At 72.1% G+C, this 22,648-nt stretch carries 27 protein-coding genes; 10 read left to right on the top strand and 17 right to left on the bottom strand.

The annotated features are described in order from the left end of the window. Positions 1-15: 15 nt before the first annotated feature. The 4 genes from AC07EG_RS18425 to AC07EG_RS18410 form a co-directional block, all read right to left on the bottom strand. Positions 16-1,191: a thiolase family protein gene (locus AC07EG_RS18425; protein WP_478254311.1), complete on the bottom strand. Its 1,176-nt coding sequence runs from the start codon at positions 1,189-1,191 to the stop codon at positions 16-18. Beyond that, on the bottom strand, positions 1,188-1,919 hold the full coding sequence (locus tag AC07EG_RS18420) for a CoA-transferase subunit beta (protein ID WP_478254365.1): 732 nt from the start codon (positions 1,917-1,919) through the stop codon (positions 1,188-1,190). The genes AC07EG_RS18425 and AC07EG_RS18420 overlap by 4 nt, the downstream gene beginning before the upstream one ends. Positions 1,920-1,936: 17 nt before the next feature. Further along, positions 1,937-2,737, bottom strand: coding sequence for a CoA transferase subunit A (locus AC07EG_RS18415; protein ID WP_478254310.1), 801 nt, complete (start codon positions 2,735-2,737; stop codon positions 1,937-1,939). Between the two features lie 86 nt (positions 2,738-2,823). Then, positions 2,824-3,297: a MarR family winged helix-turn-helix transcriptional regulator gene (locus AC07EG_RS18410; RefSeq protein WP_478254309.1), complete on the bottom strand. Its 474-nt coding sequence runs from the start codon at positions 3,295-3,297 to the stop codon at positions 2,824-2,826. 127 nt (positions 3,298-3,424) lie between these two features. Here AC07EG_RS18410 and AC07EG_RS18405 point away from each other — a divergent pair, with 127 nt between their 5' ends. From AC07EG_RS18405 to AC07EG_RS18395, 3 genes are all read left to right on the top strand, one after another. After that, positions 3,425-4,381, top strand: a complete 957-nt coding sequence (locus AC07EG_RS18405; protein WP_478254308.1) for a 2-hydroxyacid dehydrogenase — start codon at positions 3,425-3,427, stop codon at positions 4,379-4,381. After that, complete coding sequence (locus tag AC07EG_RS18400; protein ID WP_478254307.1) at positions 4,378-5,481, top strand: glycerate kinase; 1,104 nt, start codon at positions 4,378-4,380, stop codon at positions 5,479-5,481. Before AC07EG_RS18405 ends, AC07EG_RS18400 begins: the two co-directional genes overlap by 4 nt. A gap of 65 nt (positions 5,482-5,546) precedes the next feature. Continuing rightward, positions 5,547-6,011: a hypothetical protein gene (locus AC07EG_RS18395; protein ID WP_478254306.1), complete on the top strand. Its 465-nt coding sequence runs from the start codon at positions 5,547-5,549 to the stop codon at positions 6,009-6,011. Positions 6,012-6,285: 274 nt separating this feature from the next. Here AC07EG_RS18395 and AC07EG_RS18390 read toward each other — a convergent pair whose 3' ends face one another. Together AC07EG_RS18390 and AC07EG_RS18385 are read right to left on the bottom strand one after the other, a co-directional pair. Continuing rightward, positions 6,286-6,594, bottom strand: coding sequence for a HesB/IscA family protein (locus tag AC07EG_RS18390; RefSeq protein WP_478254305.1), 309 nt, complete (start codon positions 6,592-6,594; stop codon positions 6,286-6,288). 83 nt (positions 6,595-6,677) lie between these two features. Next, positions 6,678-7,100 (bottom strand): hypothetical protein, encoded by a 423-nt coding sequence (locus tag AC07EG_RS18385; protein ID WP_478254364.1) that lies wholly within the window; start codon positions 7,098-7,100, stop codon positions 6,678-6,680. Positions 7,101-7,218: 118 nt separating this feature from the next. Between AC07EG_RS18385 and AC07EG_RS18380 the strand changes: the two genes are divergently transcribed. From AC07EG_RS18380 to shbA, 4 genes are all read left to right on the top strand, one after another. Beyond that, positions 7,219-7,656 (top strand): GtrA family protein, encoded by a 438-nt coding sequence (locus AC07EG_RS18380; RefSeq protein ID WP_478254304.1) that lies wholly within the window; start codon positions 7,219-7,221, stop codon positions 7,654-7,656. 23 nt (positions 7,657-7,679) lie between these two features. Then, positions 7,680-8,024: a YidH family protein gene (locus AC07EG_RS18375; protein WP_478254303.1), complete on the top strand. Its 345-nt coding sequence runs from the start codon at positions 7,680-7,682 to the stop codon at positions 8,022-8,024. After that, on the top strand, positions 8,021-8,329 hold the full coding sequence (locus tag AC07EG_RS18370; RefSeq protein ID WP_478254302.1) for a DUF202 domain-containing protein: 309 nt from the start codon (positions 8,021-8,023) through the stop codon (positions 8,327-8,329). Before AC07EG_RS18375 ends, AC07EG_RS18370 begins: the two co-directional genes overlap by 4 nt. Before the next feature lie 349 nt (positions 8,330-8,678). Then, positions 8,679-9,335 carry an RNA polymerase sigma factor ShbA gene (gene shbA / locus AC07EG_RS18365; protein WP_478254301.1) on the top strand — a complete coding sequence of 219 codons (657 nt, stop codon included), beginning with the start codon at positions 8,679-8,681 and terminating at the stop codon, positions 9,333-9,335. Here the strand turns inward: shbA and AC07EG_RS18360 are convergent. From AC07EG_RS18360 to AC07EG_RS18345, 4 genes are read right to left on the bottom strand one after another with little or no spacing between them, the layout of a single operon-like run. After that, positions 9,313-10,182 (bottom strand): 5-oxoprolinase subunit C family protein, encoded by an 870-nt coding sequence (locus tag AC07EG_RS18360; RefSeq protein WP_478254300.1) that lies wholly within the window; start codon positions 10,180-10,182, stop codon positions 9,313-9,315. The two genes, shbA and AC07EG_RS18360, sit on opposite strands and share 23 nt — an antisense overlap. Next, positions 10,179-10,787: a 5-oxoprolinase subunit B family protein gene (locus AC07EG_RS18355; RefSeq protein ID WP_478254363.1), complete on the bottom strand. Its 609-nt coding sequence runs from the start codon at positions 10,785-10,787 to the stop codon at positions 10,179-10,181. The genes AC07EG_RS18360 and AC07EG_RS18355 overlap by 4 nt, the downstream gene beginning before the upstream one ends. Beyond that, the gene (locus tag AC07EG_RS18350) at positions 10,787-11,587 is read right to left on the bottom strand and encodes a putative hydro-lyase (RefSeq protein WP_478254299.1); all 801 of its coding nucleotides are present in this window, start codon (positions 11,585-11,587) and stop codon (positions 10,787-10,789) included. Before AC07EG_RS18350 ends, AC07EG_RS18355 begins: the two co-directional genes overlap by 1 nt. Further along, complete coding sequence (locus AC07EG_RS18345; RefSeq protein ID WP_478254298.1) at positions 11,584-12,831, bottom strand: MFS transporter; 1,248 nt, start codon at positions 12,829-12,831, stop codon at positions 11,584-11,586. Before AC07EG_RS18345 ends, AC07EG_RS18350 begins: the two co-directional genes overlap by 4 nt. A gap of 167 nt (positions 12,832-12,998) precedes the next feature. On the opposite strand from AC07EG_RS18345, the gene AC07EG_RS18340 reads away from it, so the two are divergent. After that, positions 12,999-13,712, top strand: coding sequence for a GntR family transcriptional regulator (locus AC07EG_RS18340; RefSeq protein ID WP_478254297.1), 714 nt, complete (start codon positions 12,999-13,001; stop codon positions 13,710-13,712). A 7-nt stretch (positions 13,713-13,719) separates the two neighbouring features. On the opposite strand, the gene AC07EG_RS18335 is transcribed toward AC07EG_RS18340, so the two are convergent. The 3 genes from AC07EG_RS18335 to AC07EG_RS18325 all read right to left on the bottom strand — a co-directional run bounded on the left by AC07EG_RS18335 (position 13,720) and on the right by AC07EG_RS18325 (position 16,427). Continuing rightward, a complete protein-coding gene (locus AC07EG_RS18335) occupies positions 13,720-14,397 on the bottom strand; it encodes a LuxR C-terminal-related transcriptional regulator (RefSeq protein ID WP_478254296.1) in 678 nt (225 codons plus the stop codon). After that, positions 14,394-14,990 (bottom strand): sensor histidine kinase, encoded by a 597-nt coding sequence (locus AC07EG_RS18330; protein WP_478254295.1) that lies wholly within the window; start codon positions 14,988-14,990, stop codon positions 14,394-14,396. The genes AC07EG_RS18335 and AC07EG_RS18330 overlap by 4 nt, the downstream gene beginning before the upstream one ends. 255 nt (positions 14,991-15,245) lie before the next feature. Next, positions 15,246-16,427, bottom strand: coding sequence for an erythromycin esterase family protein (locus tag AC07EG_RS18325; protein ID WP_478254294.1), 1,182 nt, complete (start codon positions 16,425-16,427; stop codon positions 15,246-15,248). Positions 16,428-16,458: 31 nt separating this feature from the next. Here AC07EG_RS18325 and AC07EG_RS18320 point away from each other — a divergent pair, with 31 nt between their 5' ends. Further along, positions 16,459-17,061 (top strand): TetR/AcrR family transcriptional regulator, encoded by a 603-nt coding sequence (locus AC07EG_RS18320; protein WP_478254293.1) that lies wholly within the window; start codon positions 16,459-16,461, stop codon positions 17,059-17,061. Between the two features lie 198 nt (positions 17,062-17,259). On the opposite strand, the gene recG is transcribed toward AC07EG_RS18320, so the two are convergent. Both recG and AC07EG_RS18310 read right to left on the bottom strand, forming a co-directional pair. Next, on the bottom strand, positions 17,260-19,419 hold the full coding sequence (gene recG / locus AC07EG_RS18315) for an ATP-dependent DNA helicase RecG (RefSeq protein ID WP_478254292.1): 2,160 nt from the start codon (positions 19,417-19,419) through the stop codon (positions 17,260-17,262). A 5-nt stretch (positions 19,420-19,424) separates the two neighbouring features. Next, positions 19,425-21,005, bottom strand: coding sequence for a DAK2 domain-containing protein (locus AC07EG_RS18310; protein ID WP_478254291.1), 1,581 nt, complete (start codon positions 21,003-21,005; stop codon positions 19,425-19,427). 140 nt (positions 21,006-21,145) lie between these two features. Here AC07EG_RS18310 and rpmB point away from each other — a divergent pair, with 140 nt between their 5' ends. Next, positions 21,146-21,337, top strand: a complete 192-nt coding sequence (gene rpmB / locus AC07EG_RS18305; RefSeq protein ID WP_113693675.1) for a 50S ribosomal protein L28 — start codon at positions 21,146-21,148, stop codon at positions 21,335-21,337. A 57-nt stretch (positions 21,338-21,394) separates the two neighbouring features. Here the strand turns inward: rpmB and AC07EG_RS18300 are convergent, their stop codons facing one another. Both AC07EG_RS18300 and AC07EG_RS18295 read right to left on the bottom strand, forming a co-directional pair. Beyond that, a complete protein-coding gene (locus AC07EG_RS18300; protein ID WP_478254290.1) occupies positions 21,395-22,072 on the bottom strand; it encodes a uracil-DNA glycosylase in 678 nt (225 codons plus the stop codon). Positions 22,073-22,117: 45 nt separating this feature from the next. Beyond that, positions 22,118-22,639 carry a gamma carbonic anhydrase family protein gene (locus AC07EG_RS18295; protein WP_478254289.1) on the bottom strand — a complete coding sequence of 174 codons (522 nt, stop codon included), beginning with the start codon at positions 22,637-22,639 and terminating at the stop codon, positions 22,118-22,120. Between the last annotated feature and the right edge of the window lie 9 nt (positions 22,640-22,648).

Here is a 22,648-nt window from a genome sequence, read left to right as displayed (position 1 = left end):
TCGAACGCTCCCTTCTCAGGCTTCCAGCACCACGGCGAGGCCCTGGCCGACGCCGATGCAGATGGCGGCGAGGCCCCAGCCGCCGCCGCGGCGGCGCAGGTCGTGCGCGAGCGTGCCGAGGATCCGGCCGCCCGAGGCGCCCAGCGGGTGGCCGATGGCGATCGCGCCGCCGTGCGGGTTGACCTTCGCCGGGTCCAGTTCCGGCCAGTCGCGCAGGCAGGCCAGCGACTGGGCGGCGAACGCCTCGTTCAGCTCGGCCACGGCGAGGTCGTCCCAGCCGATCCCGGCGCGCTCCAGCGCGATCTCGGCGGCCCGCACCGGCCCGATGCCGAACACGTCGGGGTCCACCCCGGCCGCACCGCGCCCGGCGATGCGCGCCAGCGGCGTGACGCCGATCCGGTCGGCGGCGGCCCGGTCGCCGAGCAGCAGCGCGGAGGCGCCGTCGTTCAACGGGGAGGCGTTGCCCGCGGTCACCGTGCCCTCGGCCCGGAACACCGGCTTGAGCTTGGCCAGCTTCTCCGGCGAGGAGTCCGGCCGGATGCCCTCGTCCCTGGTCAGGTCCACCCCGGGCACGGGCACGACCTGGTTGTCGTAGAAGCCCTCGTCCCACGCCTTCGCGGCGTTGACGTGGCTGCGGGCGGCGAACTCGTCCTGCTCGTCGCGCCCGATGCCGTACCGCTCGGCGAGCAGTTCGGTGGACTCCCCCAGCGAAACCGTCCACTGCTCCGGCATCGCCGGGTTGACCATGCGCCAGCCCAGCGCGGTCGAGTACATCGTCTGGTTGCCGTTGGGGAAGGCCCTCTCCGGCTTCTGCACCACCCACGGCGACCGGCTCATCGACTCGACGCCACCGGCCACCACCAGCGAAGCGTCGCCGGTGGCGATCAGCCTGCTGGCCTGGGACGCCGCGTCGAGGCCGGAACCGCACAGCCGGTTGACCGTGCCGCCGGGGATGGCGGTCGGCCAGCCCGCCAGCAGGGTGGCCATCCTGGCCACGTTCCGGTTGTCCTCGCCGGCCCCGTTGGCGTTGCCGAGCACCACCTCGTCCACCGCGGCCGGGTCGAACCCGGACCGCTCGCCCAGCGCGCGCAGCACGTGCGCGGCCAGGTCGTCGGGCCGGGTGCCGGCCAGTGCGCCGCCGTACTTGCCGAACGGGGTGCGCACGGCGTCCAGCACGTATACCTCGGTCATTGCCCCGCCTTCTTCAGCTCACGCAGTCCGGTCAGTTCCGCTTCGGTGGGTTCCGGCGTCCGCCGCAGGTCGCCGGCGACCTTCAGCGCCCAGCCGGTGGCCTCGCGCACCTGCTCGACCTCGACGCCGGGGTGCAGGTCGGTCAGGGTCAGCTCGGCGGTCTCCGGATCCGGCCGCAGCAGGCCGAGGTCGGTGACCACCAGGGTCGGCCCGGCGCCCGGCAGGCCGAGCCGTTCGCGGTCACCGCGGCCGGAGCCGTGGCCGAACGAGGTGACGAAGTCGACCTTCTCCACGAACGCGCGCTTGCTCTGCCGCAGCACCACGAAGACCTCGCGGCAGGAGGCCGCGATCTCCGGCGCGCCACCGGCACCCGGCAGCCGCACCTTCGGATCGGCGTAGTCGGTGCCGATCACCGTGGTGTTGATGTTGCCGAACTTGTCCAGCTGGGCCGCGCCGAGGAAACCGACGTCGATGCGGCCGGGCTGCAGCCAGTAGTTGAACACCTCGGGCACGCTGATCACCGCGTCCGCGGTCTCGGCCAGCTCACCGTCGCCGATGGACAGCGGCAGGCTGGCCGGTTTCGCGCCGAGGCAGCCCGATTCGTAGATCAGCTTCAGGTTCGGCGCGTGCGAGCGGCGGGCGAGGTTGGCCGCCGTGCTCGGCAGGCCGATGCCGACGAAGCAGGACATGCCGTCGTCCAGCGCGCGGGCCGCCGCGATGCTCATCATCTCGTCGGTGGTGTAGGTCACGCCGCCACCTCCGCCAGCCACTTGCCGAACTCCTCGCGGTCCCGGCTCACCGCGTCCCACGCCTGGTACGCCGCGTTGTCGCGGTCGTAGTACCCCGCAGCGTAGGAGGGTTTGGCGCCGGAGGGCACCTCGGCCACCGCGGTCACCGCCCACGACGGCAGCACCAGCGCCCCCGGCCGCGGTTCCAGTTCGCCGACCACCTCTTCGACGGTGACCAGCGAGCGCTTCGCCGCCAGCACCGCCTCCTTCTGCACCCCGGTGATGCCCCACAGCTGCACGTTGCCCGCGCGGTCGGCGCGCTGGGCGTGCACGATCGTCACGTCGGGGTTGAGCGCGGGCACCGCGGCCAGCTGCTCCCCGGTGAACGGGCAGGTGATCGGCTTGATGGTGGCCGTGTGCTTGGGCAGGTCGGTGCCCGAGTAGCCGCGCAGCACGGCGAACGGCAGCCCGGAGGCACCCGCCACGTAGCGGTTGGCCATGCCGGCGTGGCTGTGCTCCTCGATCTCCAGCGGCACCGGCCAGCCGTGCTGCACCGCGTCGCGGAACCGGTGCAGCGAGCCGACGCCGGGGTTGCCACCCCAGGAGAAGATCAGCTTGCTCGCGCAGCCGGCCCCGATCAGCTGGTCGTAGACGATGTCCGGGGTCATCCGGACCAGCGTCAGCCCGCGGCGGCCCTGGCGGATGATCTCCTGCCCGGCGGCCACCGGGATGAGGTGGGTGAACCCCTCCAGCGCCACCGTGTCCCCGTCGCGGACGAGGCGGGCCACGCCGTCCGCGAGCGAGACGATCTCGGCCATCGCCCGACCTCCCGTGGTCTTGTTCGCATTACGCACACAAGTTCTGCATATGAACATAGCATGGAACGGGCGGCCGCGGAACGCCGCTAACGGGTGGGGCCGGCCCGCTCCCGCCTGGCCTCCCCGGCGTCGACCAGCGTGGTCAGGATGCGGACCAGTTCCTCGCGGTCCTCCGGGGCCAGGCAGCCGATCATGCCCTCGGTCATCCTGGCCGCGCGCACCGAGAGCTCGCCGTAGAGGGCGTGCCCGGCGTCGGTCAGGCTCAGCAGGTTCCGCCGCCGGTCGCCGGGGTCGCGGTCGCGCCGGAGCAGGCCGCGGTCGATCAGCCGGTTCACCACCGCGCCCACCGTCGAGGTGTCCAGCGAGACCTCCCGCGAGAGCGCGTTCTGGTCGGTCTCCGGGTTGACCGCCACCGCGCTCAGCACCGCGAACTGGGTCGAGGTGACCTCTTTGGACACTTCAGCCGACCACAGGTGGGTGTGGAGCTGCTGCGCCCGGCGGATCAGGTGGCCGGTGTGCCGATGTGCGTCCACGCCAACCCCCGGTGTCGAGATCGTCATCAACAACCTCCCGTCGCGTAACCGTGTGCCGTCACCAACAGACACGTGGCGTGGCCGCAGCCGGTTCACGGCGGCCCCCGGCCGGGTTATGTTGGGCGGGACGCCGAGCCGTGGAGGTAAGCCGACCGTGCCGAAGATCGTGGTCACCGGACAACTCCCGGAACCGGCGTTGAAAGTGCTCGGCGAGGTGGGCGAGGTGTGGGTGGCCGACCGGGCGCTGCGGCCCGCCGAACTGCGTGAACGGGTCGCGGGCGCGGCCGCGCTGGTCACCATGGTCGGCGACCGGGTGGACGACGCCGTCGCCGAGGCCGCCGGTCCCGGCCTGGAGGTGGTCGCCAACGTCGCCGTCGGCTACGACAACCTCGACGTGAAAGCGCTCTCCGCCCGCGGGGTGACGGTGACGAACACGCCGGGCGTGCTCACCGAGGCCACCGCGGACCTGGCGTTCGGCCTGCTCCTGGCGCTCACCCGGCGGCTCGGCGAGGGTGAGCGGCTGCTGCGCTCGCGCACGCCGTGGAACTTCCACCTGGGGTTCATGCTCGGCACCGGACTCCAGGGGCGCACGCTGGGCATCGTCGGCCTGGGCCAGATCGGCCAGGCGGTGGCGCGCCGGGCCGGGGCGTTCGGCCTCTCCATTGTCTACAGTGGACGCCGCAGGGCGGCGCCCGGGGTGGAAGCCGAGCTGGGCGCGCGGCACCTGCCGCTGGACGAACTGCTGCGCACGGCGGATTTCGTCTCACTGCACTGCCCGCTCACGCCGGAAACCCGGCACCTGATCGACGCCAGGACGCTGCGGACCATGAAACCCGGTGCGTACCTGGTCAACACCACGCGTGGCCCGGTGGTCGACGAGGCCGCGCTGGCCGAAGCGCTCGCTGAGGGGGTGCTCGCCGGTGCCGCGCTCGACGTGTTCGAGAAGGAGCCGCAGGTCGAACCGCGCCTGCTCGAGCTGGAGAACGTGGTGCTCACCCCGCACCTGGGCTCGGCGACGGTGGAAACCCGCACCGAGATGGCGTTGCTGGCGGCGCGCAACGTGGCCGCGGTGCTGTCCGGCGAGCCACCGCTCACGGCGGTGACCGCATGAGGGTGCTGATCGCGCCGGACAAGTTCAAGGGCAGCCTGACCGCGATGCGGGCCGCCGAGGCCATCCGCGACGGCGTGCTCGACGCGCTCGGGGACGCCGAAACGATGCTGTGCCCGGTGGCCGACGGCGGTGAAGGCACGCTGGACGTGCTGTACGCCGCGGGCGCGGAACGGGTGGACCTGGTGGTCCGCGGGCCGCTGGACGCCCCGGTGCGGGCGCACTACGCGGTGCTGGGCGAGACGGCGTACGTCGAGTCGGCGCGGGCGTGCGGCATCGAGTTCGTGGAGCCGTCGCCGGCGGTGGCGCTGGCCGCGCACACCTGGGGCGTCGGTGAGCTGATCGGGCACGCGCTGGAGCGCGGGGTCCGGCAGGTGGTGCTGACCGTCGGCGGGACCGCGAGCACGGACGGCGGTTCGGGGATGCTGCGGGCGCTCGGCGCCGCGGTTTCGCCCGCTTCGCTCGACCTGGGCGGTGGTCCACTTCGGACGGTCTCGTCGGTCGACCTGGCCGTGTTGCGCTCGCGGTTCTCCGGGGTCGGCGTGCGGGTGGCCACGGACGTGCGCAATCCGCTGCTCGGCGAGAAGGGCGCGGCGGCGGTCTTCGGGCCGCAGAAGGGCGCTTCCCCGGCTGAGGTCGCTTTGCTGGGTGAAGCACTGGGCCGGTGGGCGTCGGCGCTGCACGCCGCGGGCGGCCGTGACGTCTCGGACGCACCGGGTGCCGGGGCGGGCGGTGGCGTGGCCGGTGGCGCGATGGCGGCCCTGGGTGCTGTTTTCGAATCGGGGTTCGACCTGGTCTGCGAACTCACCGGCGTGCCGGCCGCGCTGGAGCGGGCGGACCTGGTGATCACCGGCGAAGGCTCGCTGGACTCGCAGAGCCTCGACGGCAAGGCCCCCGCGGGGATCGCCGCTCTGGCTGGTGAGCTGCCGGTGCTGGTGGTCGCCGGGCGGGTGGCGCTGTCCGCGGCGGAGCTGGCCCGGTTGGGGGTGGCCGGGCACCGCGCCCTGATTGATCACGCGCCGTCGTTGTCCTACGCGCGAAAGCACGCTTACGAGTTGCTTCGCGCGCAAACGGCTGACTTGGTGCGGGCCTGGGCTCCGTAGCGTTTGTGGGTGTGACGGGCGGGTAACCCTCCGGGGGAGCCGTGTCACCGAGAGGAGCCACTTCCGTGGAAACCAATGCCTACATAACGTTCCTGGTGCTGGCGACGCTGCTGGTGGTGGTCGACGGCCAGATCATCTACCGCAGCGGACGGCGGTACCTGGAGCACTCGTACGGCGACCCGGCGGCGGGTGCGTCGATGACGCGCCTGGTGACCGTGCTGTTCCACTTGGCGGTGCTGGGCGTGCTCGCGTTGCTGTCGACCATCGACTCGGGCGGGGACAACGCGACCGAGGCGGTGGTGTGGAAGCTGGGGATCACGCTGATCGTGCTGGCCATCGCGCACGGGGTGACGCTGACCGTGCTGGCCAGGATCCGGGACAACCAGGTGGCGGAGCGGGCGCTCAACCCGCAGCCGCAGGCGCCGCAGCAGCGGGCCGGGGAGCCGACGGTGGCGCCGGTGCCGGGGCAGCCCGGGGTGGATCCCCGGGTCAGTCCGTCGCTGGAGCAGCGGGATCCGTATTCGGCCTGAGTTCTTGGCTTTTTGAAGCGCCACCCCGGCTTTTCAGTGTGACTACGGCGGGGATGACCTGGTCAAGGCGGGAAAGATGCCTTGACCAGGTCATCCCCGCCGTGTTTTTCGCTGTGGACCGGGGTGGGGCGGGGGGTCTGGGTGGGCGCTGGGTTGAGTTGCTGGCTTCCCGTTTCTGGTTGGCGCCGTCCTTTTGAGTTGAGTTGGTGCGCACGTGGAAGGGCCCTGCTTGCGGGTGAGAGTGCAAGCAGGGCCCTTGGGGTGCGCGAGGGGGTCAGTTGGCCGGGGTGTCGTCCGGTTGCTGGAGGACGGCGAAGGCCATCTGCCCCTGGTCGTCCTGCTGGATGTCCAGCACCTTGTCGTCGAGGAATTCGGCGGCTTGCGGTTCCAGGAAGACCTTGGCCCCGCCTTCGGTGGCGAGCACCTGATCACCGTCCTCGGGGGAGGGCGCGACGGTCAAACCCAGCTGGGCACCGCTTTCCTCCACCTCCTGCACCGCGAACCGCAGGCCGGCCTCGGACTGGCCCTCCTGCCCGGTCAACGCGGTGATGGCCTCGGCCGCGGCGTCTGTCATGGCGAGCATCGACAGGCTCCCTTCGTCGGTTGCTTGGCTCTGGCCCCTCCCACCGTAGGGGTCACGCTCCGCGCGCGCTGGGCGCCGCCCGGTTACTCGGGGGTGCGGATGGTGTCGGCCACCGAGCCACCCGGCTGGTCAGCGGCTTCCGGGATGGCGTCGCTGAAGGTGTGACGGCCGCCACCGGCGTCTTCCGGGACCACCGCGTCCACGTCCACCGGCTGGTCGTCGATCGACTCGTCCAGCTCGTCGGCCGGGGTCGCCGCGATCGGCTTCTCCGGCACCTCCTCGACGCTCACGTCCGGCTGCTCTTCCCGCAACCGCGCCTCCATGCTCTCGCCCTCGCGCTGCTCGGCCGGGGTCATCCCGAAGCGGTTGGCCTCGCTCCAGTGCTCCGGCGGCTCGATGCCCTCCTCCAGCGGGTCCACCTTCAGGCGGTCCTCGTCGAGGTCCTCGGCGCTGTTCAGCGCGGCCGGATCGGTTTCGACCGGATCCTGGGGTGCGGACATCGGCATCCTCCTCGTGGTCTTGCTCTGGTGCGCTTCGCCTACCCGCCCGGCCCGCCGCCGAAACCGCGGCACCGTCGTGCACCTCACAGCCACCCGGGCGGGCGGGCTGGGTAACGTCCAGGTCATGGCCACCACGGCAGCGCCAGCCCCGACCCACGGCCTCGCCGTGCACGCGGGCTGGTACCTGGCGGCGGGCGTGGTGACCACCGTGGCGCAGTTCGTGCTCTACTTCCTGCTCCGCGCGCCGCTGGGCGCCCACGTGGCGAACCTGCTCGCGATCACCGTCACCACCGTCGGCAACACCGAGTTCCACCGGCGGGTCACCTTCGCGGGCAGCACCAGCCCGCCGCGGCGGCGGCACCTCCAGGTGGCCGGCACCATCGCCTTCTACGCCGGGTACGGCTCGGTCGTGCTGCTCGTGCTGCACGCGGTGGTCCCCGACCCGTCCGCGGTCACCGAGACCGTGGTGCTCGCCACGGCCAGCCTGCTCGGGGGCGCCTGCCGGTTCGCACTGCTCCGCTGGTGGGTCTTCGCGCACCGCCACCCGGAGTCGCCCGGCTGAACCGCCCGGGACAGGCTGTCCGCATGACCGAGTCCCCCGAAGAGCACGAACCCGACTACCGGTTCAGCCTGGCCAACGAACGCACCTTCCTCGCCTGGCTGCGCACCGCGCTGGGGTTGCTGGCCGGCGCGGTGGCGGTGCGGCAGCTGGTGCCGGAGTTCGGCGTGCCGGGGGCCCGGACCGCGCTGGCCCTGCTGTGCGCGGCGCTCGCGGTGCTGCTGACCGCGGCGAGCTACCCCCGCTGGCGCCGGGTCCAGCGGGCGATGCGCCGCGGTGAACCGCTGCCGCCCAACCGGATGCTGCTCGTGCTGACCATCGGCGTGCTGGCCATCACCGCCTTCGCCGTGGTGCTCGCGGTGACCGGATGAGCCGCGATCCGGGCCTCCAGCCGGAGCGCACCTGGCTCGCGTGGCGCCGCACCACCGCCTCCGCGGCGGCCGTGACCGCCCTGCTCTTCCACTCAGTGGCACACTCCGGCGGTGACCTCTCCGTTATCCCGGCGGTCACCGGGGTCCTGGTCACGATTTCGCTCGCCCTGCTGGCCCGGCGGCGTGAACGACACCTCCTCCGGGCCCGGCTGACTGCGCCGGCTGCCGCACAGCCCCTGGTCATCGGCCTGGCGGCGGGTTCGCTGACCCTCTTGGCGGTGGTCGCGCTGGTGTTTCTCGCTTAACTGGCAAACGCGATTTTCAGGGTCCTAAGGCCCTACCGCCGTACGGAGCAATCAGGGCGCTCGGCACTTTTGCGCTCCGCAACCGAAAGATGATTGAGACCTAGATTCGTGCTAATGGGGCATCTCTGCGAGATCCCTGGAGCCGACGCGTCTGGCGGTCTAGAGTTACGCACAGTCGTCAGATCGCAGAACGAGCGAGAGCCATTCGGGTAACTCAGCTACGGACAGTCGTCTTGTTAGCGATCGGACAATGACGCTCAGCAGGGGCGGTTGATTCGGTGATTAATCGAGTTTGTCGGTTCAGCGGCTGGGCGGGACAACAGCGGACGTTCGAAGAATGGGCGGGCGGATGACCACGAGCTTGGACTCGACGACGCGGGACACCGAGGGGCCCGCGACGCCGAAGACGGTCCAGCGGAACTCGAGCCACTATCCACGGCTGACCAAGGAGGACCTCGACCCCCTGGTCCGCCGGGCCGCCAAGGGCGACCACGACGCGATGGACGGCCTGCTGGCCGCGCTGAAACCGGTGGTCACGCGCTACTGCCGGGCCCGGCTCGGCGGTCGCGACCTGTCGTACTTCTCCGCCGACGACATCTCCCAGGAGGTGTGCCTGGCGGTGCTCAAGGCGCTGCCGCAGTACCAGGACCGGGGCGGTTCGTTCCTCTACCTGGTGCACGCGATCGCCGCGAACAAGGTCGCCGACGCCTTCCGCGCGGTCTCCCGTGACCGCTGCGAGCCGGTCCCCGACCTGCCCGAGCGCTCCGGCGCCGACAACGAGCCGGAGAAGTACGCGCTCGACGTCGACCTCGGGGAACGGCTGAACCGGCTGATCCGCACGCTGCCCCGGGTGCAGCAGGAGATCGTCATCCTGCGCGTGGCCGTGGGCCTGTCCGCCGCCGAGACCGCGGAGGCGGTCGGCCTCAAGGCGGGCAACGTGCGCACCACCCAGCACCGCGCGCTGCAGAAGCTGCGCGAGCTGATCACCCTGGAAGGCGACTTCTGACGAACACCAGGCGGGTGCCCGGCCGCGCCTGCGCGGCCCCGCCGAGGTCCTCCTCCGCCACCACCGCCACCACCGGGTAGCCGCCGGTCACCGGGTGGTCGGCGAGGAAGAGGATCGGCTGCCCGGACGGGGGCACCTGCACCGCCCCCGGCGCCGCCGGTTCGGACGGCAGCTCCCCCGGTACCACCCGGTGCAGCGCCGGCCCGTCGAGCCGCAGCCCGACCCGGTTGCTCTCCGCCGAGACCGCGTACCGCCCGGACAGCAGGGTGCCGAACGCGTCCCCGGTGAAGAAGTCCAGACGTGGCCCCGGAACCAGCCGCAGCACCGGTTCGCCCGGGAGCGCCGCGCACGGCGCCTGGTCCACCACGGGCCAGGCGAGCACCCGGTGGCCGACCGGCAGCGTGGTACCCGCCGCGAGCGGGGCCGGCCCCAGCCCGGACAGCGTGTCCGTGCCGCGGCCGCCGAGCACCGGTGGCACGTCGATCCCGCCGCGCACCGCCAAGTACGTGCGCAGCCCGCGGTCCGGCGGGCCCAGCCGGAGTTCGTCCCCGGCGCGGACGAGCACCGGGGCGTTCGGGCCGATCGCCCGGCCGCCGAGCCGGGCCGGGCCGATCGCCCCGGTCAGCGCGATCAGCGCCGGGCCGTCGAACCGGACGGCCAGGCCACCGAAGGTCGCCTCGATCGCGGCGTTGGCTTCGGGATTGCCGACCAGCCGGTTCGCCAGGCGCAGCGCGGCGCGGTCGGCGGCACCGGACCGGCCGACGCCCAGCCCGGTGTACCCCGGCCTGCCGAGGTCCTGCACGGTGGCGAACAGGCCGGGGGCGAGCACTTCGAGCTTCGTGCTCATGCCTCGGTGAACCGCACGGTCGTGCCGGGGGCGAGCAGGTTCGGCGGCTCGCGGCCGGTGTCCCACACGGTCAGCTCGGTGTGCCCGAGCAGGTGCCAGCCGCCGGGCGACGGGTGCGGGTACACCGCGGTGTACCCGCCCGCCACCGCGACCGCGCCCGCGGGCACGCGCACCCGCGGGCTGCCGCGCCGTGGCAGGTGCAGCCGCGGGTCGAGGCCGGTGAGGTAACCGAAGCCGGGCGCGAACCCGCAGAAGGCGACCCGGTACTCGGCGCCGGTGTGCCGGCGGACCACCTCGGCCTCGCTCATCCCGCTCAGCGAAGCCACTTCCGCGAGGTCCTCGCCGTCGTAGCGGACCGGTACCACCAGTTCGTCACCCCGACGGGCGGGTGGCTCGTGCAGCGGACGGCCGGTGAGCTGGTCGACCAGCCGCTCGAAGGTGGTGCGGCCGGGGTCGAACCGGACCAGCACGGTCCGCGCGGCGGGCACCACCTCCTCCACCCCGTCCGGCGGGTCCGCCGCCAGCGCGGCGTCGAGCCCGAGCACCTCGGCGGCGCCGGGGAGGTCGACCAGGGCCGCGCGGGTGCCGTACCGGTGCACCCGGATCACCGGCGGCCGACCCGGTACTCGTCGTCCCGCCGGTCGGTGATCAGCATGTGCCCCGGCGCGTGCGTGATGGCGAACGGCGGTTTCGACGCCATCAGCGCCGCCTGCGGGGTCACCCCGCACGCCCAGAACACCGGCACGTCACCGGGTTCCGGCACCACCGGGTCGCCGAAGTCGGGCCTGCCGAGGTCGGCGATGCCGAGCGCACCCGGGTCGCCGGCGTGCACCGGCGCGCCGTGCACGGCGGGCATCTCCGCGGTGATCCGGATGGCGTCGTCCACCCGGTGCTCCGGGATCTGGCGCATGGACACCACCATCGGCCCGTGCAACCGGCCGGCCGGGCGGCACTTCCGGTTGGTCACGTACATCGCCACGTTGCGGCCCTGCGCCACGTGCCGCAGCGGGATGCCCTCGGCGGCCAGCGCGGTCTCGAAGGAGAAGCTGCACCCGATCGAGAAGGCGACGAGATCGCTGCGCCAGTACCGCGTGGCGTCGGTGACTTCGGCGCGCAGCCTGCCGTTCTCCCAGATCCGGTACCGCGGCAGGTCGCGGCGCAGGTCCGCGCCGGGCGCCAGCACGGTCGACGGATCGCCGGGATCGCTGACGTCGAGCACCGGGCACGGCTGGGCGTTGCGCTGGCAGAACAACAGCACGTCGTACGCCCAGTTCTTCCGCACCGCGATCAGGTTCGCCTGCGTGTAACCCGCCGACCAGCCCGTCGTCGGGGCCTCGACGCCGTCGCGGAACAGGGCGCGCGCTTCCGCCGGGGCCAGCGTCACCGGTTCGTCCACAATGGTCATGCCAGTTCCTTTCCACGGGTTTCCGGCAGGCCCAGCAGGGCCAGTACCGCGACGCCGTAACCGACCGCGCCGAACACCATCGCGCCACCGGCGCCGAGGAGTCCCACCACACCGGGGAAAACGGCGCCGACGGCGCGGCCGAAGTTGTAGGTGAAGCCCTGCCCGGTGCCGCGCTGCGCGGTCGGGTACAGCTCGGCGAGGAAGGCGCCGAACCCGCTGAAGATCGCGGACATGGAGAAGCCGAGCGGGAAGCCGAGGATCATCACCAGGGTGTTGGCCCCGTGCGGGATCTGGGTGTAGGCCACGATCAGCACCGCCGACAACGCGGCGAAGAGCACGAAGGTCCGCTTGCGCCCCAGCAGGTCGGTGAGGTAGCCACCGCAGACGTACCCGATGAACGCGCCGGAGATCAGGAACACGTAGTACCCGCCGGTGTTGATCACGGTCAGCTCGCGGGTGGTGCGCAGGTACGACGGCAGCCAGGTGGCCAGCGTGTAGTACCCGCCCTGCACCCCGGTGGCGAACAGCGACGCGACCAGCGTGGTGCGCAGGAGGTCGCCGCGGAAGATCCGCGCGAACGAACCGCGCTCCTCGGTGTCCCGGCGGCGCTGGGTGGCCTGGTCGGAGTCGGTGACGTTCTTGCGCACCCACATGATCAGCAGCGCCGGGAGCACCCCGGTCCAGAACATGATGCGCCAGGCCAGGTCGTCGCCGGAGAGGCTGAACACCACGGTGTAGGCGATCACCGCGAGGCCCCAGCCCGCCGCCCACGCGCTCTGCACGAAGGCGACCGTGCGGCCGCGGTACCGCGAACTGGCGTATTCGGCGACCAGGATGGCGCCCGCCGCCCACTCGCCGCCGAAGCCGAGGCCCTGCAGGGCGCGGAACACCAGCAGCGTCTCGAAGTTCGGCGCGAACCCGCAGAGCACGGTGAACACGGTGTAGGTGGCCACGGTCAGCTGGAGCGTGCGGACCCGGCCGATGCGGTCGGCCAGGATGCCCGCGCCGGCGCCGCCGATCGCCGAGACCACCAGCGTGGTGGTGCTGAGCAGGCCGGCCGTGCCGGGGGTCAGGCCGAAGTAGGCGATGATCGCGCTCAGGCTGAGCGGCAGGACCCAGTAGTCGTACGAATCGAGGCCGTAGCCGCCGAACGCGCCGGCGAAGGCGCGCCGCCCGCGCGAGCCGAGTGTTCGGTACCAGGCGAACGGTCGGGTGTCCTCAGCGGTCGCTGCGGTCGTGTCCATCACGCACCTCGCGGAGTTCAGGGGGTTCGCCGAACCCGGGTCCAGGGATACACAGGTGAGCTGCGACACAAGGTAGGCTATTGTTGAACAATCCCACAAGAGGTCAGGAGGATAATCCTCCAGGAGTTTCCGCCTATCGTTGACTTGACCTGCGGTAGGCTGATCCCGTGGTCATCGCAGACAGCAGCGGCACCCCAGACAGCTCGGCCGGCTTGGCCGCGGACCGGGGCCTGCTCGGCCGGACCAGCACCGCCGAGCGCGTGGCCGACGTGCTGCGCACCCGCATCTCGGAGGGCTTCTTCCTGCCCGGCGCCCGGCTGTCCGAGCACGAGATCGGCGCCGCGCTGGGCGTCTCGCGCAACACCCTGCGCGAAGCCTTCCGCCTGCTCACCCACGAACGCCTGCTCTCCCACGAGCTGAACCGCGGTGTTTTCGTCCGGATGCTGAGCGTGGACGACGTGGTGGACCTCTACCGGGTCCGCAAGGTGATCGAATGCGCCGCCGTGCGCAACGCGGTCGAGCCCGACCTGTCCCGGCTCGAACGCGCGGTCGCCGACGGGGTGCTCGCCGAGCGGTCCGAGGGCTGGCGTGCCCTCGGCACCGCGAACATCCACTTCCACCAGGCACTGGCGGCGCTCAGCGCGAGCCCGCGCATCGACGAGCTGATGCAGGGCATCTTCGCCGAGCTGCGGCTGGTCTTCCACGTGATGACCGATCCACGCGAATTCCACCAGCCGTACCTGCTGCGCAACGAAGAGATCCTGCAGCTGCTGCGCGACGGCCACAACCTGCGCGCCGAGACCGTGCTGGCCGCCTACCTGAACGACGCGGAACGGCAGCTGGTGCGCGCCTACTCCACCCGCGCGGCGGGCGAAGGCTGAGCCGCCGTCAGCCGGCCTCCACGGTGCCGCGACGGCGCCGGCGGCGGGGGTGCTGCTCGTCGAGCAGCGAGTAGCGCACGGCCAGCGAAGCCGCTTCGAGCCGCGAGTGCACGCCGAGTTTGCTCAGCAGCGCCTGGATGTGCGTGCGCACGGTGGTGGTGGCGACGCCGAGCCTGGCCACCATTTCCCCGGTGCTGAGCCCTTCCACCAGCATCGCCAGGCATTCGCGTTCGCGGGCGGTCAGGTGCGCGGCCAGCCGCGCCGCCTCGGCGGAACCCCGCGAGCGCAACGCGGACCGCTCCGAAGCCACGTGCACCACCACTTCACCGGCCACCACACTGCGCAGCGCGGCGGTCAGCGTCGCCACCCCGCAGGTCTTCTGCACGTAACCGACGGCACCGCCGGCGAGCGCCCGGTGCAGGCCCTCGTCGTCCTGGTCGGCGGTGAGCACCACCACCTTGGTGGCCGGGCGCGCGGCGCGGATCTCGGTGAGCCGGTCGAGCGCGTCACCGTCGACGAACCGGCGGTCGAGCAGGCACACGTCCGGCCGGTGCCGCCGGATCGCGGCCGGGATGTCGGCCATCTTGTCGATCACCGAGAGCACTTCGAACTCGTGGCCGAGCACGGACGCCAGCGCGTCGGAGAACAGGATGTGGTCGTCGCAGAGCACCAAGCTGATGTTCATTCCGGCCCTCCTTCGGGCCCGCCGAACAGCAGGCGCACCCGGGTCCCCCGGGAACCCGCGGTCACCACCTGGAACCCGCAGCGGCAGGCTTCGGCGAGCCGTTCGACGATGCCCAGCCCCAGCGACGCCCAGCCGGCCGGGCCCTCACCGAAACCGGGTCCGTCGTCGGCGACTTCGACGGTGACCAGCCCGCCCTCCTCGCGGGCGGACACCTCCACGCGGCCACCGGGCCCGGCCGCGCGAACGGCGTTGTCGACCAGGTTCGTGACCATGCGCCACAGCAGTGATTCGTCCACCAGCAGCGAAACCGGCTCACCCGGCAGCACCACCACCGAGGTGTCGCCGGCCAGCGAAACCAGCGAAACGATCTGCTCCAGCACTTCCCCGACGTCCACCAGCACGGTCCGCGGCCGGTCGCCGGACACCATCGCGTGGCGGACCATGCCCAGCAACCGGTTCGTCTCCTGGTCGATGGCGTCCGCCCGGCGGCGGGTGCCCGGGGCCAGCGTGGCATCCGCCCGCACCGCCTCCACCAGGTACGACAACGTGGCCAGGCTGTGCCCGAGATCGTGCAGGAACTCCCGAGTGGCCACCCCGACCGGCCGAGCGCCCGGGCTGGGGCCCCCAGTGGCCGCTTCCCCCGGCGATCGCTCCATCCTTCGCCTCCACTAGTTCCGTTAAAGCACTCCGATCACTCAGTCGGGCTACTCCGATTGAACGTTGCACAACCCAGGCCGAATACCGGACAGTGGCCGAATATTTATCTACCCAACGTTATAGCGTGCTGTCGCGCACGGTAACCGCTCGGCGGCAACAATTCTCCGGCATCCGGGTTGAACTGGGAATATTCAGAACTGGCAGACGCCGAAGCGGGGAAAATGGGCCACGGCGTCGAATGCGAAGGGCACGTCGGCCTGCACGGTCAGGTGCGCGTGCCGAATACCGTGCGGTCGGTCAGCCGAGTTGCGCAGCGGGCGCAGGTCGAGCAGGCCCGCCCCGGCGCCGGACAGGAACTCCTCGATGCTGCCCGGTTCCGGAGCACCGAGTTCCTGCTCGTACAGCCGGAAACCCAGCCGGGCGTCGGGATCGGGCCGCAATCCGGGGGTTTGGCCTGTGCCACCGGTCAGCGCCAGCGCGAAATAGTCGTCGCCGAACTCGTCGGCCAGGTGCGCGCCGGCCGGCGCGTTGGTCACCCCGGGGATGAGACTGCTCGGCGTGCGCTGCAGGTGGCCGTTGTGCATCATCAGCACGATTTTGCGGTCGGGCCAGAATTCGCGCGCCAGGCGCACGGATTCCGCCATGTAGCGGTCGCGCGAGGCGCCCTGCACCGGGGTGGCCGAGCCGTTCATCGCGTCGGACACCTCGCGCAGGTAGGTGTCCACGCGCAGCGCACCGCGGGCGTGGTGCAGCGCCACCGCGTGCGCTCCCCGGCTGCCACCGCGGCGCAGCACCGGGCCGGTGGACTCCAGGTGGGCGACCAGCACGGCCAGCGCGGCGGTGGCCGCGTCGCGGTTTTCGAAACGCTGGTACAGCTCCGGGGAGACGGCGCTGCTGACCCCGGAGTACGGCTGGGTGGCGGCCAGCGCTTTGTCCACAAGAGACAGTGCACCGGGGTCGGCGGCGAGCAGGTACTCGCGCACCGCCCGCAGCGCCGGTTCCGGCGAACCCGCGCTGCTGGGCACGTCGAGCCCGGCGTAGCGCACGTCCCCGCCGGCGGCGTTGTGTTCGCGCAACCAGGTCAGCATGGTGTGCATCTCGCGGGAATCGCCGAGGGAGAAGGTGAACCCGTCGCGGGCGACGTCGGCGACGGCGCCGGGTGCACCGTGGAGCCAGGCGTCGACCAGCCTGCCCTCGGCGAAGCCGGATTCGAAGGCGAGCGCGCCGAACCCGAGTTCGGTGACGAGCAGCCGCAGCGCCCGGTCGCGGTAGGCGCTGAACTCGCGGATGTGGTGGTTGTTCTCGCCGATGGCGACGATGCGGGCGTCACCGATCAGCTCGGCGAGGCGGTCGAGGGGAAGGAGTTGTGGCACACTGGAGACACTAACGCAACAGGAGTAGCAGTTGCCTACTGAATTTCCCGGCACCCGGCCCGGCGGGCGCACCGAGCGCAACCGCGTGGCGGTGCTGACCGCGACCCTGGACGAGCTGGCCGAGAAGGGCTACCCGGGGCTGACCGTCGATGCCGTCGCCGAACGCTCCGGCGTGCACAAGACCACGCTGTACCGGCGCTGGGGTTCGGCCGAGGGGCTGGTCGCGGCGGCGCTGCTGTTCGGCATCGAGCACACTTGGGAGGTGCCGGACACCGGCTCGCTCGAGGGCGACCTGGGGGCGATGAACCGCGAACTGGCCGACTACTTCACCGATCCGGCGAAGTCCGCGCTGCCGCTGGCGTCGGTGGCCTCGTCGTTCCAGTCGCCGAAGGCCGCCGATGCCCTGCGCGAGTACTACGCCGACCGGCACCGGCGAGGCGCCGCCATGGCCGAACGCGCCGTCACCCGCGGCGAGATCCCGGTGGGCACCGATCCCGTCGAGGTGATGCGCCAGGCCGCCGCCCCGGTCTTCTACCGCCTCTTCATCAGCCGAGAACCCGTCACTCCCGCGGACGCCGACCGCGCCGCCCGCGCCGCGGTGGCGGCGGCGAAGGCGGGCGTCTTCATCAGCTAACCGGTGGCCGGTGGCGTTCCCGGCCACGTGTGGCGCCGCCCCGGCGAGTTCCCGTGACCCCACCTCAGCGGCTGAGCCACTCCGTGGCACAGCAGCGCCGCCCGATCACCGGGTGACGGACCAGCCGGAACCGTCGCCACCCGGAACCTCCGGCGGTGCCCCGCACCACCGTGGTGAGCGCCCCGGCGCCGTCGTCGCCTACGACTTCTCCAGGTACTCCGCTCGTTCGGCGTCCACCACGGAGGCGACCATGTGGGCCAGGCCGCGGTGCTTCACCAGGTCGGGGTCCTCGGCCACGATGCGCTGGGCGCATTCCCTGGCATCCGCGATGATCGCTTCGTCCCGCAGCAGGGAGAGCAGCTTCAAACCGGATCGCTTCCCGGACTGCGCGGAGCCGAGGATGTCCCCCTCCCGCCGGATCTCCAGGTCCAGCTGCGACAGCTCGAAACCGTCCGTTGTGGACTCGACGGCGTCCAGGCGGTCCCGCGTGGTGGTGCCCTCCAGCGCCTCGGTGACCAGCAGGCACAGCCCCGGCTTCGCCCCCCGGCCGACCCGGCCGCGCAGCTGGTGCAGCTGGCTGACGCCGAACCGGTCGGCGTCCATGATCACCATCACCGTCGAGTTCGGCACGTTCACCCCGACCTCGATCACCGTGGTCGCCACCAGCACGTCGACCTTCGCCGCGGCGAAGGCCCGCATCACCGCGTCCTTCTCCTCCGGCGGCATCCGGCCGTGCAGCACCCCGACGGTCAGCCCCCGCAACGGCCCGGCGGCCAGTTCCTCGGCCACGTCGAGCACGGCCAGCGGCGGCCGCCTGTCGCTCTTGTCCGACGCCGGTTCGTCACCGATGCGCGGGCAGACCACGTACGCCTGGTTGCCCTTGCGCACCTCCTCGACCACCCGGTCCCACACCCGGTCGAGCCACTTCGGCTTCTCCGCCACCGGCACCACGGTGGTCGAGATCGGCGACCGCCCGGCGGGCATGTCCCGCAGCGAAGCCGTTTCCAGGTCACCGTAGACGGTCATCGCCACCGTGCGGGGGATCGGCGTCGCGGTCATCACCAGCACGTGCGGGCTGCTGCCGCCCGCCCCCCGCGAGCGCAGCGCGTCCCGCTGCTCCACACCGAACCGGTGCTGCTCGTCGACCACCACGAAACCGAGGTCGGCGAAGGACACCGTGTCCTGGATGAGCGCGTGCGTGCCGACCACGATGCCCGCCGCGCCGCTCGCGGTGTCCAGCAGCGCCTGCTTGCGCTCCTTGGCCGGCAGCGAACCGGTCAGCAGGGTGATCCGGGTGGCGTTCTCCGCCGCGCCCAGTTCCCCCGCCTGCCCCAGTTCACCGAGCATGTCCCGCAGCGAACGCGCGTGCTGCGCGGCCAGCACCTCGGTGGGCGCCAGCATCGCGGCCTGCCGCCCGGCGTCCACCGCCTGCAGCATCGCCCGCAGCGCCACCACCGTCTTCCCGCTGCCGACCTCCCCCTGCAGCAACAGGTTCATCGGGTGCTCCACCGACAGCGCCTCGGCGATCCGCGTGCCGACCTCGCGCTGCCCCGGCGTCAGGTCGAACGGCAGCCGCCGGTCGAACGCCTCGAGCAGGCCACCGGCCTTCGGCGCGCAGACCGGCGCGGGCCGGGTCACCGTGGAATGCCGCCGCTGCGCGAAGATCAGCTGGACCGACATCGCCTCGTCCCACTTCAGCCTGCGCTTCGCCGACTCCAGCCGGGGCCAGCTCTCCGGGCGGTGGATCTGGCGCAGCGCGTCGTGCAGCGGCTCCAGTCCCCTGGCGGCGAGCAGTTCCGCCGGCATCGGGTCCTCGTCGGCGGTGTCCAGCGTGTCCAGCACCTGGCGGACCGCCCGCGCGATCGCCCACGACTGGATGCCCTGCGCGGCCGGGTAGACCGGCAGGATGCCGAGGAACTCGTCCATCACCGACTCGTTCACCTCGTCGCCGTCGAGCAGTTCGTACTCGGGGTTGGCCAGCTGCAGCTTGTTGCGGAAGGCGGTCACCTTGCCCGCGAACAACGCCGTCCGGTTGAGCTGGAGTTCCCGCTGGCGCCAGGCCTGGTTGCCGAAGAAGGCCAGCTGCAGCTTGCGGCGGCCGTCGGTGATGGTGACCTCCAGGATGCTGCCCGACCTCGCCTTCATCGAGCGCACCTGCACCGACTCGATGCGGGCCAGCACGGTGACGTGCTCGCCGATCTCCAGCCCGCCGATGTCGGTCAGCGAGCCGCGCTCGTCGTACCGGCGCGGGTAGTGCCGCAGCAGGTCGGCCACGGTCTCGATGCCCAGCGAACCGGCCAGCGCCTTGGCCGTCTTCGCGCCGAGCAGCGGCGTCAGCTTGTCGTCGAGAACGGTCATCTCCCCTACTCCACCCCGATCAGCAGCACGGCCTCGGTCTGCCGTCCGGAATAGCACACCAGTTCGACCTCCGGGTGCTCGGCACGCAGCCAGTCGTCGAGCACTTCCTCGACGTCCGGCGGCGCCCCCACCCCGGTGACCACGGTGACCAGCTCGCCGCCCGGCCCGAGCAGGCGCGCCAGCACGGTGATCGCCGCCTCCAGCAGGTTCGCCCCGGCCGCCGGCTCGATCCGCACCACCTCGCCGTCGACCAGGCCGACCACGTCACCGGCGTGCGCGCGGCCGACCACCGACAGCGCCTCGCCGCTGGCGAAGAGCACCTCACCGCGCCGGGTCGCGGCGGCGGCCTCGGCCATCGCCACCACGTCGTCGTTGGTGCGCCGGGCCGGGTCGTGCACCGCCAGCGCCGCGAGCACCTGCACCGGCGAGGCGCACGGGATGACCACCACGTCGCGGTCACCGGTCATCGCGTGCCCGGCGGCGGTGTCCGCGGCCGTGGTCAGGTCGGGGCCACCGGGCAGCACGGTGACGTGGTTGCCGGTGGTTTCGGTGATCAGGCCGAGCATCTCCTCCACGCTGGGTACCGAACCAGCGGGCACCGACAGGACCGCGACGTTCTCCGCCCGGATGACCTCCGCCAGCCCCTCGCCGCGCACCACCGCGACCACGGTGCGGTCCAGCCCGCCCCCCGGTTCCAGCGGCGCCGGGGTGACCAGCGGCTCGACGCGGATGCGACGCGGGCGGCCGGCGTCCAGCGCGGCTTCGATGGCGGCGCCGATGTCCGCGCAGTGCACGTGGACCGCGTGCGCACCGGCCCCGTCGGCGGCCACGGTGACGCTGTCGCCCAGTCCGCTGAGCGCCTTGCGCAGCACCGGCAACGCGGCCTCGTCGGCGCCTTCGAGCAGGAACATCACTTCCCACGCGTACAACGCGGGTTCGCCGTGCCCGTGGCCGTGCGCGGTGAGCGGGTGGTCCGGGGTGCGCTCGCTGCCGGTGACCACTTCGAGCAGCGCGTCCAGCACGGCCACCACCCCGCGCCCGCCCGCGTCCACCACTCCCGCGCGCGCGAGCACGGGCAGCTGCTGCGGGGTGTGCTCCAGTGCCGACGCGGCGGCTTCGGCGGCGGCGCGCGCGACCTCGACCAGCGTCCCGGTCGAGCCGGCCACCGCGGCGGCCACCGCGTGCAGCACGCTCAGCATGGTCCCGGCGACCGGGCGGGCGACCGCACCGGTGGCCGTCTCGTCGGCGTGCACCAGCGCGGCGGCCAGCGCGGGCCCGTCCACCGGGCGGTCCGCCAGCGCCTCGGCGAGCCCGCGCAGCACCTGCGACAGGATCACCCCGGAGTTGCCCTTCGCCGCCGCGACCGCGCCCTTGGCCAGCACGGCCAGCGCCGCACCCGCGTTCTCCTGGGCTTCCCCGTGCAGCGCGTGCCACGCGCCGGAGATGGTGTGGTGCAGGTTCGACCCGGTGTCGGAGTCCGCCACCGGGTAGACGTTGATGCCGTTGATCTCCGGTCGCAGCGCGTCCAGGCTGTGCGCGCAGGCCGCGGCCCAGCGCCCGACCGCGGCGGCGTCCAACTCGCGCACCCGTAGCACCTCCTGACCTGGTCCAGGCGAGGGTAGCGACCCCGTCCGGGCCGCCTCGGAATGTACTGGTTACTATGGTCGAGTTGCCCGGCCGCCGTGCCGGGCGTGATTTCGTCTTCGAAGATCCAAAGGAGTTCGACGTGGCTGCCGTGTGCGACGTCTGTGGCAAGGGACCCGGCTTCGGTAAGTCGGTCTCACACTCCCACCGGCGGACCAGTCGCCGGTGGAACCCGAACATCCAGACCGTGCACGCCAAGGTCGGTCTGTCCCAGCGCAAGCGCCTGAACGTGTGCACCTCGTGCATCAAGGCGGGCAAGGTCGTCCGCGGCTGAGATCGGGTCTCAGAACGGCGAGTGCCCCAACCGGGGCACTCGCCGTTTTTGCGTGTCCTAGGGGAGCTTCCAGTCCACCGGCTCGGCGCCCTGCTGGACCAGGAGTTCGTTCACCCGGCTGAACGGGCGTGAGCCGAAGAAGCCGTTGTGCGCCGAGAGCGGGCTCGGGTGCACGGACTCCACGCACGGCACCGCACCCAGCAGCGGCTTGAGCTTGCGGGCGTTGCTGCCCCACAGGATCGCCACCAGCGGCCCGCCGCGCTCGGCCAGCGCCTTGATCGCCTGCTCGGTGACCACCTCCCAGCCCTTGCCCTGGTGCGAGTTCGGCTTCCCCGGCATCACCGTCAGCGCTCGGTTGAGCAGCAGCACGCCCTGCTCGGCCCACGGCGTCAGGTCCCCGTTGGACGGCAGCGGGTGGCCGAGGTCCTCGGCGTACTCCTTGTAGATGTTCACCAGGCTCTTCGGCAGCGGGCGGACCTCCGGCGCGACGGCGAAGGACAGGCCGATGGCGTGCCCCGGCGTCGGGTACGGGTCCTGGCCGACGACGAGCACGCGCACCCCGTCGAAGGGTTGCTTGAACGCCCGCAGGACGTTCTCCCCGGCCGGGAGGTAGGTGCGCCCGGCGGCGATCTCCGCGCGGAGGAACTCGCCCATCGCGGCGATGTTGGCTTCCACGGGGGCGAGAGCCTTCGCCCAGCCGGCTTCGACGATCTCGTGCAGCGGTCGTGCGGTCACGGCGGGCGACTCTATCGCCCGCGTCACACCAACGGGTCGGCGGCCTCAGCTCAGCAGGCGGAGTTCCGCGCGGAACCGCGCCGCCCGCCCGACGTAGCTCGTCACCACGGCCTCGACCATCTCCGGGCCGAACGACTTGTTCTCCCGCGTCCTGGCCGGCACACCGAGCGCGATCTCCCCCGGCGCCACCCGCGACCCGTACGACAGCACGGCTCCGGCACCGACCACGCCGCCGTCCTCGATCTCACTCCCGTTCAGCACCACCGATCCCGAGGCGATCAGGCAGCCGGTGCCGATGACCGCGCCTTCGACGTGCACCGAGTGCCCCATCGCCGACGACGGCCCGAGCACCGTCGGGTGCTGTGCGGTGCAGTGGACGACGCAGCCGTCCTGGACGTTGGACCGCTCGCCGATCTCGATGTACCCGTTGTCGCCGCGCAGCACCGCCTGCGGCCACACCGAGGCGAACGCGCGGATGCGGACGTCGCCGATCAGCGTCGCGTCCGGGTGGACGTAGGCGTCGGGGTGGATGTCGGGCACCAGGTCGCCGAGTGCGTAGATCGCCACGGTCGTCCT

The organism is Amycolatopsis sp. NPDC045836, from assembly GCF_056431745.1.
Note: the sequence above shows the minus strand (reverse complement) of the source record. Positions and strands in the feature narration are given on the sequence as shown.